The 15798-nt window shown below is 43.1% G+C and carries 15 protein-coding genes and 1 riboswitch; of the genes, 11 read left to right on the top strand and 4 right to left on the bottom strand.

The annotated features are described in order from the left end of the window. Positions 1-45 precede the first annotated feature (45 nt). Positions 46-441, bottom strand: a complete 396-nt coding sequence (locus tag M23134_RS01845; protein WP_002693325.1) for a winged helix-turn-helix transcriptional regulator — start codon at positions 439-441, stop codon at positions 46-48. Positions 442-580: 139 nt separating this feature from the next. Here M23134_RS01845 and M23134_RS01840 point away from each other — a divergent pair, with 139 nt between their 5' ends. The 4 genes from M23134_RS01840 (at position 581) to M23134_RS01825 (ending at position 3983) form a co-directional block, all read left to right on the top strand. Beyond that, entirely contained in the window at positions 581-1354 is a 774-nt protein-coding gene (locus M23134_RS01840) for a type 1 glutamine amidotransferase domain-containing protein (RefSeq protein ID WP_002693324.1), read from the top strand. Between the two features lie 299 nt (positions 1355-1653). Beyond that, on the top strand, positions 1654-2592 hold the full coding sequence (locus M23134_RS01835) for a bestrophin family protein (RefSeq protein WP_045112822.1): 939 nt from the start codon (positions 1654-1656) through the stop codon (positions 2590-2592). 17 nt (positions 2593-2609) lie between these two features. After that, positions 2610-3362: a DUF481 domain-containing protein gene (locus tag M23134_RS01830; RefSeq protein WP_045112867.1), complete on the top strand. Its 753-nt coding sequence runs from the start codon at positions 2610-2612 to the stop codon at positions 3360-3362. 3 nt (positions 3363-3365) lie between these two features. After that, positions 3366-3983 carry an NADPH-dependent F420 reductase gene (locus M23134_RS01825; protein ID WP_002693319.1) on the top strand — a complete coding sequence of 206 codons (618 nt, stop codon included), beginning with the start codon at positions 3366-3368 and terminating at the stop codon, positions 3981-3983. Position 3984: 1 nt separating this feature from the next. Here M23134_RS01825 and M23134_RS01820 read toward each other — a convergent pair whose 3' ends face one another. Both M23134_RS01820 and M23134_RS01815 read right to left on the bottom strand, forming a co-directional pair. Next, positions 3985-4689: a hypothetical protein gene (locus M23134_RS01820; protein WP_198144963.1), complete on the bottom strand. Its 705-nt coding sequence runs from the start codon at positions 4687-4689 to the stop codon at positions 3985-3987. Between the two features lie 347 nt (positions 4690-5036). Continuing rightward, positions 5037-5399: a T9SS type A sorting domain-containing protein gene (locus M23134_RS01815; RefSeq protein WP_002693315.1), complete on the bottom strand. Its 363-nt coding sequence runs from the start codon at positions 5397-5399 to the stop codon at positions 5037-5039. Positions 5400-5876: 477 nt separating this feature from the next. Further along, positions 5877-6070: riboswitch (cobalamin riboswitch) on the top strand. A gap of 37 nt (positions 6071-6107) precedes the next feature. Between M23134_RS01815 and M23134_RS01810 the strand changes: the two genes are divergently transcribed. From M23134_RS01810 to M23134_RS01795, 4 genes are all read left to right on the top strand, one after another. Continuing rightward, a complete protein-coding gene (locus tag M23134_RS01810; RefSeq protein ID WP_002693311.1) occupies positions 6108-7289 on the top strand; it encodes an ABC transporter substrate-binding protein in 1182 nt (393 codons plus the stop codon). A gap of 1185 nt (positions 7290-8474) precedes the next feature. Continuing rightward, the gene (locus M23134_RS01805) at positions 8475-9557 is read left to right on the top strand and encodes an iron ABC transporter permease (protein ID WP_002693310.1); all 1083 of its coding nucleotides are present in this window, start codon (positions 8475-8477) and stop codon (positions 9555-9557) included. Positions 9558-9675: 118 nt separating this feature from the next. Further along, positions 9676-10104 carry an energy transducer TonB gene (locus M23134_RS01800; RefSeq protein WP_002693308.1) on the top strand — a complete coding sequence of 143 codons (429 nt, stop codon included), beginning with the start codon at positions 9676-9678 and terminating at the stop codon, positions 10102-10104. A gap of 53 nt (positions 10105-10157) precedes the next feature. After that, positions 10158-10580 (top strand): energy transducer TonB, encoded by a 423-nt coding sequence (locus M23134_RS01795; protein WP_002693306.1) that lies wholly within the window; start codon positions 10158-10160, stop codon positions 10578-10580. A 65-nt stretch (positions 10581-10645) separates the two neighbouring features. Here the strand turns inward: M23134_RS01795 and M23134_RS01790 are convergent, their stop codons facing one another. Continuing rightward, positions 10646-12757, bottom strand: a complete 2112-nt coding sequence (locus M23134_RS01790) for an arginine--tRNA ligase (RefSeq protein ID WP_045112821.1) — start codon at positions 12755-12757, stop codon at positions 10646-10648. Positions 12758-14049: 1292 nt separating this feature from the next. On the opposite strand from M23134_RS01790, the gene M23134_RS01785 reads away from it, so the two are divergent. From M23134_RS01785 to M23134_RS42435, 3 genes are all read left to right on the top strand, one after another. Further along, a complete protein-coding gene (locus M23134_RS01785) occupies positions 14050-15249 on the top strand; it encodes a GlmU family protein (RefSeq protein WP_002693303.1) in 1200 nt (399 codons plus the stop codon). A 6-nt stretch (positions 15250-15255) separates the two neighbouring features. Next, positions 15256-15525, top strand: a complete 270-nt coding sequence (locus M23134_RS01780; protein WP_002693301.1) for a DUF1294 domain-containing protein — start codon at positions 15256-15258, stop codon at positions 15523-15525. Between the two features lie 113 nt (positions 15526-15638). Further along, the gene (locus M23134_RS42435) at positions 15639-15764 is read left to right on the top strand and encodes a hypothetical protein (RefSeq protein WP_262492887.1); all 126 of its coding nucleotides are present in this window, start codon (positions 15639-15641) and stop codon (positions 15762-15764) included. The last annotated feature ends 34 nt before the right edge of the window (positions 15765-15798 follow it).

Here is a 15798-nt window from a genome sequence, read left to right as displayed (position 1 = left end):
ACGCCTAAAAATAAGCAACTTATACTCCTAATTCCCCAAACCAGTTCACTTAGAGGATGAGGCATCAGGTTTTTTATTTTTCTCTTGTATATAATGACTAATATCAATGCCATTACTCTCCATCAGGTCAATACCAAAGTTGCGCAAAGTTTCTACTATAGGAATAGCAGTACGCCCCAGCTCGGTAATGCTGTACTCGGTTTTGGGTGGCACCACTGCATACACCTTTCGGTGAATAAACCCGTCTTTTTCAAGCTCCCTTAGTTGGCTGGTGAGCATCTTGTCTGAAATGTGAGGAATAGATTTTTTGAGCTCGCTGTAGCGGTACAACTTGCCTTTGAGCCTCCACAATATGGGCATTTTCCAAGTACCACCTACCCTATCCATGGCAAATTCCACTGGATTGTAGTATACCTTTCCATCATAAACAAAATCTGGCATAATTTATAACTATCTGATTATCAATATACTTTCAAAAAGGTTAGTATCGCACTAAAAAGTCAGTATCGTAACAAACTTAGGTATATCGGGTAATATTGCAAAGAAACAAACGATAAACCCAAACAAACATTTAGATACAATGCATACTACACAAGAAATCAAAGAAGTAAAAAACTATGTACACCCCCATGGCGCTCCCCACAAGGGTAAAATACTGATGGTAGCCAGCAGTCCGGCGGTGTCTCAACAAACGGGTTGGCCAATTGGCTTTTGGGCTGCCGAACTTACCCACCCTTTGCAAGTGTTTCAAGAAGCGGGCTATGAGGTTACCATTGCTTCTACCGCAGGGGGAAAAATAGTGATGGATGGTTATTCTAACCCTACCGATGAAAGCGGTTATTCGGCGCATGATGTAGTGTCGCTGGGCTATATGCAACAAGGCTGGTTCAACGACTTACTCGACCACACGCTCAAGCTCAACGATGTAAACGCCCAAGAATATGACGCCCTGTTTTTGGTAGGCGGACAAGCACCTATGTATACTTTTAAAGACAATGACACCCTTTCTCGATTATTCACTACTTTTTACGAAAGTGGCAAGCCCAGTGCCGCAGTTTGCCATGCAACTACGTTGTTGCTCGACGCCAAAAAGTCTGATGGGCAATTGTTGGTAAAGGATAAAACCTGGACTGGCTTTGCCGATGCCGAAGAGGATTTTGCAGATCAGGCGGTAGGCATGAAGATTCAGCCTTACCGCATAGAAACCGCTGCCCGTCAGCTGGCTGATACTACTTTTAAAGTAGCCGCTCCCTTTTCGGCGTATGCCATTGCAGACGGTAACCTTATCACAGGGCAACAGCAAAACTCAGGGGCTGCTGCGGCACGCTTGGTGGTAGAGCAGTTGACCCAATAGGGGGCAAGCTTCAAGCGACAAGTCGCAAGTCCTGAGATACCGATGAATATCGGTGCTATGCCCTATTCCATAGGGAGCCATCAAGTTTGTAAAGTGTTTATTTTCAATTGTTTACAAACTTGACAGTTAGAAGCATTGTCAATTGAATAAGTACCACAACATATCATTTTAGCCAAGGATTCAATTGACAATGTACTTGATACTGAATTTACAATGGTACTCCTACATTCTGTATATCAATGCTTTAAAATTTTCGTGCGTCTTTTGTTTACTGTTAATAATTTACAATGACTTGATTTATGATTGTCAAAAAAAATTTTCACCCCCTAAAAGTCCTCACTTATACCTGGCCGCCTATGCTGTTTAGTACCGGGCTTGCCTTGCTTGTTTTTGGGCTGCACACAGGAGCAGGGTTTACCCAAATAGCATTGCCTTTTATGATAGTAGGCGTACTGGGCACGGCGCTTGCCATTTTTTTGGGCTTTCGTAATAGTTCTTCTTATCAACGCTGGTGGGAAGCTCGCCAGCTTTGGGGGGGCATTGTCAACTCTAGCCGAATTTTTTCGCGTTTGGTTTGCACATTTGCCGACAGCCACCAACATCAGGCTAACTATCAGAAAAAACGTAGCGAGGCTTTTAAAAAATCGTTGGTTTACAAGCAAATTGCCTGGGTGCATGCATTGCGCTTTCATTTGCGTGAGCAACCCTTATGGGAGGAGCTAAAGCCTTTGGTAAGTGAAGCTGAGTTTGCCAGGTTAGTACGCGCTCAAAACAAGCCCAACTATTTGCAAAAAATGATGGGGCAACAAATCTACACCGCCATGGCAGATGGCACCCTGGGTGGTTTTGATAGCTTTCAGATGGAAGGACAACTGGCGGCCCTGGCCAACTATCAAGGGTCTTGTGAACGCATCAAAAATACGCCTATGCCCCGGCAATACCACTACTTTACCAGGGTTTTTCTTTACGTATTTATTTTATTTTTTCCTCTCGGTCTGATTGGTCCACTTGCCAAAATGGGGATAGCCTGGGCGGTGGTTCCTGTAACGGTCGTGGTAGCTTTTGTATTTTCGGCTATAGAACGCACCGGGGCAGTCAATGAAGATCCGTTCGAGAACCGTATTCAAGACGTGCCACTGACCACACTTTGCAATACCATAGAACGCGACTTGAGAGAAACACTGGAAGAAACCCAATTGCCCCAAAAGCTGGTACCTGTAGATGGTTTTTTGTTTTGAGCGTAAGCACTTATTTTATGAAGCATCTCTTTTTCTTATGGTTACTATTGCCCCAAATATCGGCGGCTCAGCTCAACAAAAGCGATAGCTTGGGCTTAAAAACCAGGCTGACGCTTACCGGTTTTTGGCAAGAAGGCAATGCAGAAGTGTTGGTGTTTAGGGGCAAAGCCAACGTAAGCGTACGCACCGGGCAATGGATGTTCAAAACTCAAAATGCTTATCTCTACCAGGAGTTTTTCAGACAAAAAGCAGACGAAGATATTTTTAGTCGGAACTTTGTCTATTTTTCTCCCAAACGCCGCATTTACCCTTTTATGCTGGGCTTTGTCGCCACTAATTTTCGCCGTCAGATCAACTTGCGCTATTTTGTGGGTGCAGGGCTCACCTGGCAAATCATTCGCCGAAAGGCACAAACGCTGAAACTGGCACTGTCGGGTGAATATGAGCAAAGTTATTTTGCTCAGGATAAATTTAACCAACCCATTTTTAACGGAAAGTCAACCATTACTACCTGGCGCGCTACAGTTTGGCTATTGGGCAAGTTTTCGCTTAGTAAACACCTTTCGTGGCATTATGAGAGTTACGTTCAACCTTCTCTGGTACACGCAGGTAATATGCGTTGGCAAATAGAAACGGGTCTGGAAACACCCCTATGGCGTTTTGTAAGCCTACGGGTAAATTATTTGTATATGTACGAAAAGCTGGTGGTAGTCAACGAACGCCCGCAAGACAGCTTTTTAACTTTTGGTGTAAACATTCAACTTTTTTGAACAATGAATATAGCAATTATAGGTACAGGCAATGTAGGCGGAGCTTTGGCTACGCAATGGTCTAAAGCAGCCCATACTATTTTTTTAGGGGTAAAAGAGGTGACTGATTTTAAGGGTAAACACTTGCTGCAAAACCCTCACACCAGTGTACATACGGTAGCAGATGCTGCCCAACAAGCGGAGGTAATACTGGTAGCTACTCCACCACAAATAGCACCTCAACTGGCGGCACAAATGGGCAATGTAGCAGGCAAGGTAATCATCGATGCTACCAATACTATCAATGCATCTCCCGAAGGTTACCCCACGGCTTTTCATGCTTTTGCCGCGTTGACCAAGGCGGAGGTAATTAAATGTTTTAATACGACCGGGTTTGAGAATATGCAACAGCCTGATTATGGCCATGTAGTACTGGATATGATGATGGCAGGCAGTAGTGAACAAGCCAAAGCCATTACGGGTAGGCTTGCTCAGGAGGCAGGTTTTGCCCATTGTTATGACTTTGGCAAGGCAGACAAAGTCGTGTTGCTGGAGCAATTTGCTTTGTCATGGATCAACCTGGCTATTTTTCAAGGGATGGGGCGCGATATTGGGTTTAAACTGGTAAGACGACAAACCTAACTTACAAGTACCTGGTGTATACTGTCCACTGGCTTGCTGTAGTTTCGTTGTGCCAGGGTACTGTTATCGGCTGACCAGCTCCCTCAAAATGAACCAACAAATGACAGTGCCCTATATGCTTGCCCAAAAATAAGGCGAGGTACTCAAAATCATACACTTGGTGGTGGGCATCAACACTTTTGCCATCAATCACCACGTAACTATGACATTCGGTACAGCCTATCTCCAGGGCAGCATTGGGATCAAACCAAACCGTGTCAAGGGTAGAGTCATAAATACAACCTTCGCCCCAATGATTTCTCTCTTGGGTTGTCCGTGCTACATAAGCCTCTACACAGTCTTGGTTACACAGCCACAAGCACTGGTTGCGTTGCAGGTAATGATATGACAAGGGCTTTTCTTTCAAGGCCTTGCCACAGTAAGCACATGAACTGCCGTGATCATTGGTTGCTATTGAATCCCAAAAACTTCTCGATACAATGTCTTCTTGCCAGGCATCTACATCATTGCTCCAGGGAGTATCTCCCCCGCTATCTGTCATCAAATACAGGTGGCAACCTTTTTTTTGGGCGATGGCGTGTAAACTGAAAAACCGCCTGATGGTGGCATCGCTTACCTGAAACCCATGCCACTTGAAGGGTTTCATAGAACCCATCCAGATAAATTTTTTGCAGACTTGGCAGCCTATGTCCCATTCTACTCCCATACATGTTTAGGAACGTGATCGCAATAACTGTCCGGTTTAGAACATATTAGCTTCGCAGAGCTTGAACTTCGTTCTGCGGTTCTCTTTACTGACTTTCGTTACTTTTAGCCTTTGGCAGAGCTCGGCGCAGCAGGGCTGCAGCCATCGGTTTTCGCCGTAGCTATGGCTACGACTGCAAAAAGTGCCTCAGCCAGCCTCGAGTATACGCCCTCAATCTCGACACTTATTTTGAACATGTTCCTTAGTGATGTGTTTGACAACAAACCTTATTGCCATACTTTGTTAAAAATCGCTGAATTAATTGGGCAAATTTTACCCAAGATGGAATCAATGTATTGATACTGTCACTACAGGCTCTTAAGTCGCTTTATTACCTTACCCTTAGCACTGGTAATTACCAGGTAATACCAACCTTTGGGGCGCGTATCAAGGCGCAAGGTATGCAACGAAAACCCGTATACCGATTTCACTGCTTTTTGGTATACTGTTCTTTGCAAAGCATCTTGTACTTGTACAATGAACGGTTGGCTTTGGGTTGCTTTGATGATGACCGAAAAAACGCGGGTAGGGCTTGGGTTAGGAAAAACCTCTACCTGTATATTGGGGGCAACTTCCTCAGGCTTGGTTTGGGCTTGTTGGGCTTGCGCCAATGCTGTAACCAAACAAGTAGCGAATACAATTACTTTGATTTTGAACAGGACTTGATACATGATCATTTATTTTTTAGTGAGAGTTGTTCGCTTACTAACGTTTGCTACCCCTAATCCTTGTATAGGGCTTTCTTATAAAAAATGAGAAACACTTGGTTACTTGTTTGAAAAAAGTACATCTTCCCTCCTGACGCCTTCGTTTGTGTCCCCACAAACGAATAAAAAGTCAAAACCTCGAAATACGTTTATGCAACGATTCGATCCGGATGTGATGTTGTTATTTACTGATAACCAAGCGATTAAACAGAAAATAATTTTTAGCCTTAAATTTTATAAGAAAGCCCTAAATTCTTGTAACAACAAGTTTTATACTCGCTGACAACCAAGCACTCGATCAATCGCGTCGTCCTAAAAACCAATCACGAAGACTAAAGGGAGGACGTTTAGAAAGCTAACTCACTTAGCACCAAAAAACTATCCATTCATTGCCCGAAGCTTATTGCTTTTGCCTACATTTGCCCAAATTTTTGGTGAGCATACATGCTCTTTGTATCTGGTACACAAAACCAAGTTTACCAGACACTCAACAGGGAATCAGGTGTAAGTCCTGAGCAGTCCCCGCTGCTGTAACCCAACACAAAATAAGTAAGCCCCGGTGCCACTGCCATTTTAGGTGGGAAGGCAGCTTGCTTTTGGGAAGTCAGAAAACCTGCCAAAATAATGGTTTCATTCATTTGCTTTCGGGTGAAAGGTAAAACATGTTCATTTATGAAGTATATATTCAAGCAAGCTTTGTATGGCTTGTGTATGGTCTGGTTTTTAAGTAGTTGCCAGTCAAACAACCGCCAACCACAAGACCAAAGGAGCGACTCGACAAAAACCAATGCCTCTCAGCCACTATTTGACAAAACCACGCTCAAATACGCCCAGAACTTTAAAGTAGATTATTACGATCACTACAAGGTAGTCACAGTGACCAAGGCATTTACCGACCAAACCGACAGCCTACAGTATGTATTGGTACCCCACCAGCAACCAATACCTAAGGGTTTTAAGCCCCATCAAATAGTCCATGTTCCGGTACGCTCTATGGTTACTTTGTCAACCACCCACGTGGCGCTTGCCGATGTATTGGGGCTTACGGAGTTTATCACGGGCAACGCCAACAATGCCTGGATAAGCTTGCCCTCGATGCAAAAAAGAATCAAAGAAGGTAAAGTAGTAGAGTTGGGCAGCTCGCGTAATTTTAATCAAGAATTGCTTGTATCATTGCAACCCGACATAGTGCTCATGAGTAGCACACATACCGCTGGTTATCAAAAAAAACAAGCCGTGATGGGCAAAAGTACCTGCTTGATAGTAAACTCAGGCTGGATGGAACAACACCCCTTGGCACGTGCCGAATGGCTTAAGTTTTTGGCCGTGTTTTATAACAAAGAAAAACTGGCTACAGAAAAGTTTGATGCTATAGAAGCCCAATACCTCCGGGTAAAAAAACTAGCTGCCCAGGCACAAAAAAAACCCAGCGTACTTTGTGGCTTGCCTTTTAAAGGTACCTGGTATACTGCCAAAGGGGGCAGCTACATGGCGCAGTTTATCAGAGATGCTCAAGCTGCTTATTTTTGGAACAATACCCCAGGCAGTGGTAGTCACCCCTTCGACTTTGAAACTGTATTTGCCAAAGCCCACAATGGCGACTTTTGGCTCAATGTAAGCGCCGCCAAAAGCCTGAAAGAAATTCAAAATAAAGACGCCAGGTTTACCAAGTTTGCCGCATTTAACCAAAAGCGTATCTACAACAACAACAAACGGATCAATGCCGGAGGGGGCAACGACTATTGGGTCACAGGGTTTGTCAACCCACACCTGGTGCTCAGCGATTTGGTCAAAATATTTCACCCTGAACTATTGCCTGAGCACGAGTTGGTATATTACCAACAACTGAAGTAGTTTTTTGGTTAGAAGCACCAACAGGGGGCAAGTCCCTAGATGCCGATGAATATCGGTGCTTTAAGCGACAAGTCGCAAGTCCTTAGATACCGATGAATATCGGTGCTATTCCCTATTCCATAGGGAGCTATCAAGTTTGTAAAATGTTTATTTTCAGTTGTTTACAAATTTGATAGTTAGAAGCTCCGACAGAGTTCTAGGGACTAGTGCACTGGGGATTAAATAAATGTGCTATTTATTCGAGGGTATTTTGTTTGCTGACGCACTTCAAAAAGTGCGCAGAGTTAGTTTACAATTCCGATGTATATCGGAACCGGAGCTACGCAAACTTTTTTAAGTAAAGTCAGCGAGCTAAAGACTCCGAATAATGTGGTAGGAATTTAGTTTCCAGTGCACTAGGTGCTAGGTGCACTCTATTCCATAGGTAGTTAACAATGCATAGTACGCTTATTTTCAGCAGATTATGATCTTGTTAATTAGGAGTAACGACAGGGGCAAACCCTACTTTATACCTGCCAGGTAGGCTGTTCAAAATTTTTAAAAAAGTTCCCAAGGTTTTAACCTCTTTTTGAGTAATTGTCTTATTTTTATTTACTCAATATAAGGTTATTTTTATTCGGAGGATGACTCACTTAAAAATTATCGTTTTACACACCTTTTCGAGGGCACGAATCTCAATTTAAACGCTGTTTTTCAAGGTTTCGATCGGGCGTGGAGACACTGCCCGAGGCGGTGACGGTATTATTTAAGTGAATTTGACTCGTTCAAAGTGGTATGAAGTTTTGGTATTTTAGAATAAAAGTGTGGGGAAGAAATTCCTTAATTTTGAACAGCCTACCTAACAGGCATGGAATAAGCCGAATGTAGTGGTTTTTATAGATTTCGAATATTTTCTTGGGGAAGAGATTACCTAATTTTGAACACCCTACCTGCCAGGTTTTAAAAACCTGGCAGGTAGGAATGGTGCTTTAAGCAACAAATCACAGGCTACTGATTACCAAGGTTATACCCCGTGTCAATGAGTTACACTTGCAAGCTTAATCCATAAATCCTGTGCATTTTCAATGGTTTACACACTGGTTGCTACCTGACTATTAAAAAATCGGCACTTGTAAAACTACGCTGCTATTTTTCGCTTGAATTAATGTTTTTGATTCAATCGCCGGACATTAAAAAAAGAAGAAAATGAGTACCAAAACATCTGAACACCACTTGTGGGCAAAAAAAACTACCCTACGGCATACGGGTTTGTTAGTGGGGCTGGCAACCGCCCTGGTAGTGGTTTTTGTTATTGACCTTACGCTGGGTTCGGTAGCAATACCTTTAAAGCAAATAATACAAATTATTGCCGGACAAGACAGTGGTAACTTTGCCTGGAACAACATCATTCATCAAATAAGAGTGCCCCAGGCAATCACCGCCATGCTTGCCGGAGCAGCTTTGTCGTTGGGTGGTCTACAAATGCAAACCTTGTTTCGTAACCCCTTGGCGGGGCCTTCTATTCTGGGCATTACAGCTGGCTCAAGCCTGGGGGTAGCAGTCATTATGCTTGCCAGTGGGTCGGTCATTGGAGTCACCAGCATTGTGAGTACAGGCCTGCTCAGCAGTTGGCTTATTGTTATGGCTGCAGTTACAGGTTCGGCGATGGTATTAGCTTTGGTACTACTGGTTTCTTTGCGCATCCGCGATAATGTGGTGGTATTGATTGTGGGCATGATGGTGGGCAATATTACTATAGCTTTAGTAAGCGTTTGGCAGTACTTTAGCGAACCTGAGCAAATTCAAGATTACCTCATGTGGACATTTGGCAGCCTGGGCGGAGTTACTCACCACCACCTGATGGTACTGTCTATGGCTGTAGGAGCAGGCATAGTAGTTTCATTGCTCATCACCAAAACCTTGAATACTTTGCTGCTGGGCGAAAACTATGCCCAGAGCTTGGGCTTGAGCATACGCAGGTCTCGTATACTGGTCATAGCTGTCACTAGTTTGTTAGCAGGCAGTGTTACTGCCTTCTGTGGACCCATTGGGTTTGTGGGCATAGCAGTGCCTCACCTTACCCGATCGTTGCTCAACAGCTCCGACCATCGTTTATTGGTACCTGCGGTTTGCATGCTGGGAGCCGTGCTTATGCTCATTTGCGACATTATAGCCAAAGTGCCTGGCAGTCACGTGACATTGCCCATCAACGCAGTCACCGCATTGGTAGGTGCACCAGTCGTTATTTTTGTGATTGTAAAACGCAGAAACTTAAGGGCCTCTTTCTAATTGATTGTCATCACCTTTTCAAGCTTACCCTGCCTGAGTGATCAAGCCTAAAACCCCATAGAAAATAATTAGCTATCAAACTTAAAAATACAAGCCTATTTATTACGTTTAAAATAAAATGAAAAAACACATTTATATTTTATTCCTTTTATTACTATTACTAGGCTTGAGCCAAGTGGTCAAAGCACAAGTACCTCCTCCTCCTCCACCCCCTGAACCCGAACCTGAGATTTTTGTATTAGTAGAAGAAAAAGCCCAGCCCATTGGGGGTTACAAAGCATTTTATCGTCATATAGCTCGCAGCCTAAGGTATCGTTACCCTTCGTTGGCTTATCGCAATCGGGTGCAAGGGGTAGTATTGATAGAGTTTGTAGTGCACAAAAACGGGAGGTTGTCCAATATGAAAGTGCTCAAAAGTGTGGGATCGGGTTGCGACGAAGTAGCCCTTCAGGTGCTCAGACGTGCCCCAAAATGGAGACCTGCCATACAAAGAGGAAGACCCACCCAAAGCAAGTGTCGCATTCCTATCAGGTTCCAGATACTATAAACGCATCGCCCAGCAACAAAGGCTTGCGGCTAATCATTACCCCCAAATATTCTATGAAAAAACAATACTACTTTTTACTTGCCTTTTTATTATTGGGCTTGAGCCAGTTTGCCCTGGCACAGGTACCCCCACCACCACCTGTTAAACCAGCACCACCTCTCGTGGTGGCATTTACAGAGACCAAGGCACAACCTGTAGGTGGTTTTAATAATTTTTATCGATTCATCCACCAAAACCTACGCTACCCTGACCTAGCCTATAATCTGGGGGTAGAAGGAAGAGTATATGTAGAGTTTGTGGTAGAAAAAGATGGTAGTTTGAGCCAGTTTGAGGTAGTAAAAAGATTGGGCTCAGGTTGCGACGAAGAAGCCGTTCGGGTACTCCGCACCAGCCCCCGATGGGCGCCAGGCACACAAGCAGGCAGAAAAATAAGGAGTAAATTTGTTATCCCGGTAAGGTTTGACATCAGACGATAGCCATAAAAAAAACCTTCTGTTTGGATAAAAACAAACAGAAGGTTTTAAATATAACTTAAGCAGGCTTACATTCTTTCTGGCACTTCAATGCCCAACAAGCCCAATGCTTTTTTAATCAACTCTCCGGTTTTGGTAGAGAGGGCAATTCTAAATTTGCGACGCTCTATACTTGCGGCAGACCCATCGTCCATTTTAAGAATAGGGCATTCGGCAAAAAACTGGCTATAAGTTCTCGCCAGGTCATAAGCATATTGGGCAACAAACGAAGGGTTATACTCATTGCCTGCTTCTTCTACCACTGCTTCGTACTGTAGTAAAAGTTTAATTAACTCTTTTTCCATCGCGTGCAGGTCACTCACTGTCCAGGGTTCGTTGGTACTAATGCCCATTTCGGCAGCTTTTCGCAAAATAGAGCGGGTTCTTACATAGTTCATTTGCACAAACGGCCCGGCATCGCCCTGAAAGTCTACCGAAGACTCCTTGTCAAACAACATTCGTTTCTTGGGGTCTACTCTCAGCAAAGTATACTTAAGCGCTCCCAACGCAATGATTCGGTAAATCTCTATCTTTTCGGCATCGCTCATCCCATCCAACTTCCCTAAATCATCGGTTCGTTTTCGGGCGGTTTCTTTTACCTCTGCCAACAAATCGTCAGCGTCTATTACTGTACCTTCACGCGATTTCATTTTGCCTGTAGGCAAATCTACCATTCCATACGATAAGTGGTACAAGCCATCGGCATAGGGTCTATCCAAGTCTTTCAATATCTGAAACAACACCTTGCAATGGTAATCTTGCTCGTTGCCAATCACATAAATTGATTTATTGATGGTGTGGTCTTCGTATTTCTTATCGGCAGTGCCCAGGTCTTGAGTCATATATACCGAGGTACCATTGCTTCGGAGCAAAATCTTGTCATTGTCCGACACTTCTTTGGGTAGTTTAGCCCATACCGAACCGTCGGGCTTGGTATAAAACAAGTCTTTCTCCAGCCCGTCTTTAATGATGTCTTTGCCCAACAAATAGGTTTCCGACTCATAATACATCTGGTCAAAGTCTACCCCAATTGCCTTGTAAGTAGCATCGAAGCCCTCGTATACCCAACCATTCATTTTTTGCCACAAGGCAACCGTTTCAGGGTCTTTAGCCTCCCACTTTTGCAACATCTCAGTCACCTCATTCATCAACGGTGTTTTGTTGTTGGCAATCTGCTTAATGTTGCCATCTTCTTTGGCTATGCTATTGTATAATTTAATAATGCGACGAATCAGCTTGATTAACGGTTGTTGTTTCTTGGTAAACGACTGATTGTCAATATATTTCTTAAAATGACTGCTATAAGTCAACGAAGCCTCCCAGTTGGTAAACAACTCTTGGAAGTCAGCATCAAAACTTGCCAGTAGTTGTCCTTTGAGGGCAGAAAGGTTGGCTTGCTCGTTGCGAATTTCTTCGTTTATTTTAGCAATTTTGTTTTGGTAATTTCTAATATTAGTCACCTCTTCGTCGGTAAACAAAGAGAACTCATTCTTGGCAATTTTGGCAATGATGGGCGTTACTTGCTTTTTCATTTGTTTGTCAAACTCCACATAGTATTTACCAATCAAGTGGTCGCCTTTGATGCCCGAAGATTCAGGAGTTTCGCCTTCGCCAAATTTTTGGTAAGCCAACATCGACTTACATATATGCACCCCACGGTCGTTTACCAGATTGGCTTTGACCACATCGTAGCCAGCCGCCTCTAGTATTCGAGCCACCGAGTATCCCAAAAAATTGTTTCGCAAGTGCCCTAAGTGCAAAGGTTTATTGGTATTGGGCGACGAATACTCCACCATTACCTTTTGGTTTTTGTGGGGTAGTTTGCCGTAATCACTACTTTGGGCAATGTTGCCAAAAGTATCTATCCAGACCTTATTGGCAATTGAAATATTTAAAAAGCCTTTGTTTGCCACATTATAGCCACTCACCACCTGGGTGTTTTGAGTCAGGTAATCGCCCAACATTTGCCCCAATTCGTCAGGTCTTTTGCGCACTGCCTTCAGGAAGCTGAACATTACAAAAGTATGAGAACCTTCAAACTCTTTGCGGGTAGGTTGTAGTTCTACTTCGGTAACTTCTAAATCAAACAATTCCTTGAATGCCTGCTTTATGGCATTTTGCAGTGTCGTTTCCATGCTCATTTTCTTAAATTTTAGTCCGCTGCGCGCTCAAGCACAGGGCAATTGCTTTAGTTTTAAAATTCTGATTATAAATCTTTTATAAAACTCATTGATGAATATCCACAGAATTGGTGGGGCTTCAAAATTTTGCGAACAAATTTATAGAATTATTATTTAAGTCTCAATTTATTTCAAAGAACTTGTATAAGCTTTCCCTGAAAAGGGAGAAATAAAAAAGTAGTGGCTGAACCAACAAGTGCTAAAGACAACAGATTAGGTTATTTTGACAGGATTAGCCATATTCGCACCCATTAGTGATCTGGAAAAAATAAGATGTGCCAATTTAAGAAAATATATTGTTCTCAGACGATTCAAAAAAAACGGTGCATAGCCAAAGCTATGAGGCTTTTTTTTTGAGAAGAATGAGGGCAATAGATACACTTTAATGGCTCAAATTATTTATGAAAGATCACTTAAAGACAATACTCCACAGTGATTTTAGTCAAAGTTGAAATTTAAAAATTATTTAATTGCGTACGTAGGCATACGCCCCAACGCCCTTTTAAATAAAAATAAAGCGAGTACGCAACTTTTTACATACGCCACTGATTAACTTCGTTGAGCTCACAAGTTCGGTTTACAGAGATTAGGCGGGTAAACATTTACTCGAATCCGCTATGGACTTTTAACTACGCTTTTTGTAAGTTATTGAAAATCAACGTGATACAAAAGTGTAGTTACCTGTGGAACAGGGTCTAGCTTGCGACTTGTCGCTTGAAGCTTGCCCCCTGTCGGGGCTTTTAACTACGCTTTTCATAAATCACTGAAAATCAACGTGATATAAAAGTGTAGTTACTTGTGGAACAGGGTCTAGCTTGCGACTTGTCGCTTAAAGCTTGCCCCCTGTCGGGGCTTTTAACTACGCTTTTTGTAAGTTATTGAAAATCAACGTGATACAAAAGTGTAGTTACCTGTGGAACAGGGTCTAGCTTGCGACTTGTCGCTTGAAGCTTGCCCCCTGTCGGGGCTTTTAACTACGCTTTTTGTAAGCTACTGAAAATCAACGTTATACAAAAGTGTAGTTACCTGTGGAACAGGGTCTAGCTTGCGACTTGTCGCTTAAAGCTTGCCCCCTGTCGGGGCTTTTAACTAACAAATTCATAAACCACTGAAAATAAGTATACTATGATTTTGTTAGTTGTCTCTGGAACAGGAGGCAACTTGAAGCTTGTTGCTTAAAGCTTGCTCCTGTCGGTGCTATGGACTAAATGCTATGGACTATTGTAAATAGGTAAGCCAATAAAAATACATCAATGCAATACATTTTATTCGACCATTTTGGCGTTCGCAACAACCTCAAACCTTTTACCCTGGTTCGTCCGGTGGCTTGTATAAGGGTAGGAATACTTACTATAGCCCAAAAATGGGAAAAATATTTAGGCACCCAGGTAAGCTTTCAGACCGAAGCATACCTCGAAACCAAGTTTGCCGTACCTCCCCTCGATGCCCTTGACAAATACATATTGATTGACGGTAGTATATGCCCCGACCTCTCGTTAACGGCTGCCATACAACAGCTACAGCCTGGAGAAGCTTTGAGCAACAGCAAGGGCGAAATTTTGGCGATGCATTACGACAAAGCAGTGTTTGCCAAAGACCTAAGAGAGGCGTTTCAGCCTAAAAAACTGGTGGCTTACGCCAACGAATTTACTCGTATAGAAAACCTTTGGGATATTTTTCAGCAAAACGCCGCCCAAATTCAGGCAGACTTTAGGCTTATTACCCAAGGGCGCACCTCTGCCCCTATTGCCGACCCACACACTATAGTATACAACCCACAAAACGTATTTGTAGAAGAAGGTGCCCAATTGAAAGCTTGTGTACTCAACGCCGAAAAGGGGGTGATTTATATAGGCAAAGGAGCTCAGGTGAGTGAAGGCAGCATTATTCAAAGTAACTTTGCCTTGGGCGACCACGCGGTGGTAAATCCAGGCGCCAAAATGCGGGGTGATACTACTATAGGTCCTTATTGCAAGGTAGGAGGAGAAATTAGCAATTCGGTGTTTTTTGGCTATAGCAATAAAGGGCACGACGGCTTTTTGGGCAATTCGGTAGTAGGCGAATGGTGCAATTTTGGGGCTGACACCAATTGCTCGAACCTAAAAAACAACTATGGCAATATAAAGATTTGGAACTATGGTGTACATGATTATATAGACTCCAGGCAGCAGTTTTGTGGAGTAATGATGGGTGACCACTCCAAAGCAGGTATCAACACTATGTTTAATACAGGCACAGTGGTAGGCATCAACGCCAATGTATATGGGGCGGGTTTTCCGGCTAAATTTATTCCATCGTTTGCCTGGGGTGGTGCCGATGCTGGCTTTGGCACATACAACTTACAAAAAGCTTTTGAAGCGGCCAACTTAATGATGCAGCGCCGGGGCAAAGCCTGCGACGAAGCCGAACAAGCTATATTAACCCACGTATTCAATCACCGACTAACTCTTTGATTTATTATGTTACTTGTTTATTACCTTATATTTATCAATGTAGTGGCTGCTTTTATTTTTAGCCAAGATAAAGGGCTCGCTAAACGCAAACAACGCCGGATAAGCGAAAAACGCTTGCATACTTTTGAGCTTGCCGGAGGGGTATTTTCTATGTTGGTACTCATGTATACTTTGCGCCACAAAAATCAAAAGTTTGCGTATTACGGTTGGACTTACCTTATTTTGGCGCTTTGGGTAGGCATACTTTACTTGGTGTTGTTTTACTTTGGGCGTTAGAAAATGGGGATTAATTAAGAATTAAATAATTACGAATGGGCGCAAGGCTTATTAATTACGAATTACGAATGGTTCAATTACGAACCGACCAGCTCTGCATAAGCTAATTAGGAATGAGTGAATTACGAATTGGTCAATTACGAATGAGCGCAAGCGACGCTAAAAAACTACAGTCTACAGACTACGGACTAAATTACGAATGGTTCAATGAATGGCTTTGCCCAATTCGTAATTCGTAATTCTCAAATTCGTAATTCCTAACGTAATTCCTAA

The sequence above is a fragment of the Microscilla marina ATCC 23134 genome (assembly GCF_000169175.1).
Taxonomy (GTDB): domain Bacteria; phylum Bacteroidota; class Bacteroidia; order Cytophagales; family Microscillaceae; genus Microscilla; species Microscilla marina.
This window is presented reverse-complemented; position numbering and strand designations above follow the sequence as displayed.

What these genes read in the sequence shown, in the direction of transcription:
- M23134_RS01845 (WP_002693325.1), bottom strand. Translation starts at nt 441, where the DNA reads ATGCCAGATTTTGTTTATGATGGAAAGGTATACTACAATCCAGTGGAA.
- M23134_RS01840 (WP_002693324.1), top strand. Translation starts at nt 581, where the DNA reads ATGCATACTACACAAGAAATCAAAGAAGTAAAAAACTATGTACACCCC.
- M23134_RS01835 (WP_045112822.1), top strand. Translation starts at nt 1,654, where the DNA reads ATGATTGTCAAAAAAAATTTTCACCCCCTAAAAGTCCTCACTTATACC.
- M23134_RS01830 (WP_045112867.1), top strand. Translation starts at nt 2,610, where the DNA reads ATGAAGCATCTCTTTTTCTTATGGTTACTATTGCCCCAAATATCGGCG.
- M23134_RS01825 (WP_002693319.1), top strand. Translation starts at nt 3,366, where the DNA reads ATGAATATAGCAATTATAGGTACAGGCAATGTAGGCGGAGCTTTGGCT.
- M23134_RS01820 (WP_198144963.1), bottom strand. Translation starts at nt 4,689, where the DNA reads ATGGGAGTAGAATGGGACATAGGCTGCCAAGTCTGCAAAAAATTTATC.
- M23134_RS01815 (WP_002693315.1), bottom strand. Translation starts at nt 5,399, where the DNA reads ATGTATCAAGTCCTGTTCAAAATCAAAGTAATTGTATTCGCTACTTGT.
- M23134_RS01810 (WP_002693311.1), top strand. Translation starts at nt 6,108, where the DNA reads ATGAAGTATATATTCAAGCAAGCTTTGTATGGCTTGTGTATGGTCTGG.
- M23134_RS01805 (WP_002693310.1), top strand. Translation starts at nt 8,475, where the DNA reads ATGAGTACCAAAACATCTGAACACCACTTGTGGGCAAAAAAAACTACC.
- M23134_RS01800 (WP_002693308.1), top strand. Translation starts at nt 9,676, where the DNA reads ATGAAAAAACACATTTATATTTTATTCCTTTTATTACTATTACTAGGC.
- M23134_RS01795 (WP_002693306.1), top strand. Translation starts at nt 10,158, where the DNA reads ATGAAAAAACAATACTACTTTTTACTTGCCTTTTTATTATTGGGCTTG.
- M23134_RS01790 (WP_045112821.1), bottom strand. Translation starts at nt 12,757, where the DNA reads ATGAGCATGGAAACGACACTGCAAAATGCCATAAAGCAGGCATTCAAG.
- M23134_RS01785 (WP_002693303.1), top strand. Translation starts at nt 14,050, where the DNA reads ATGCAATACATTTTATTCGACCATTTTGGCGTTCGCAACAACCTCAAA.
- M23134_RS01780 (WP_002693301.1), top strand. Translation starts at nt 15,256, where the DNA reads ATGTTACTTGTTTATTACCTTATATTTATCAATGTAGTGGCTGCTTTT.
- M23134_RS42435 (WP_262492887.1), top strand. Translation starts at nt 15,639, where the DNA reads ATGAGTGAATTACGAATTGGTCAATTACGAATGAGCGCAAGCGACGCT.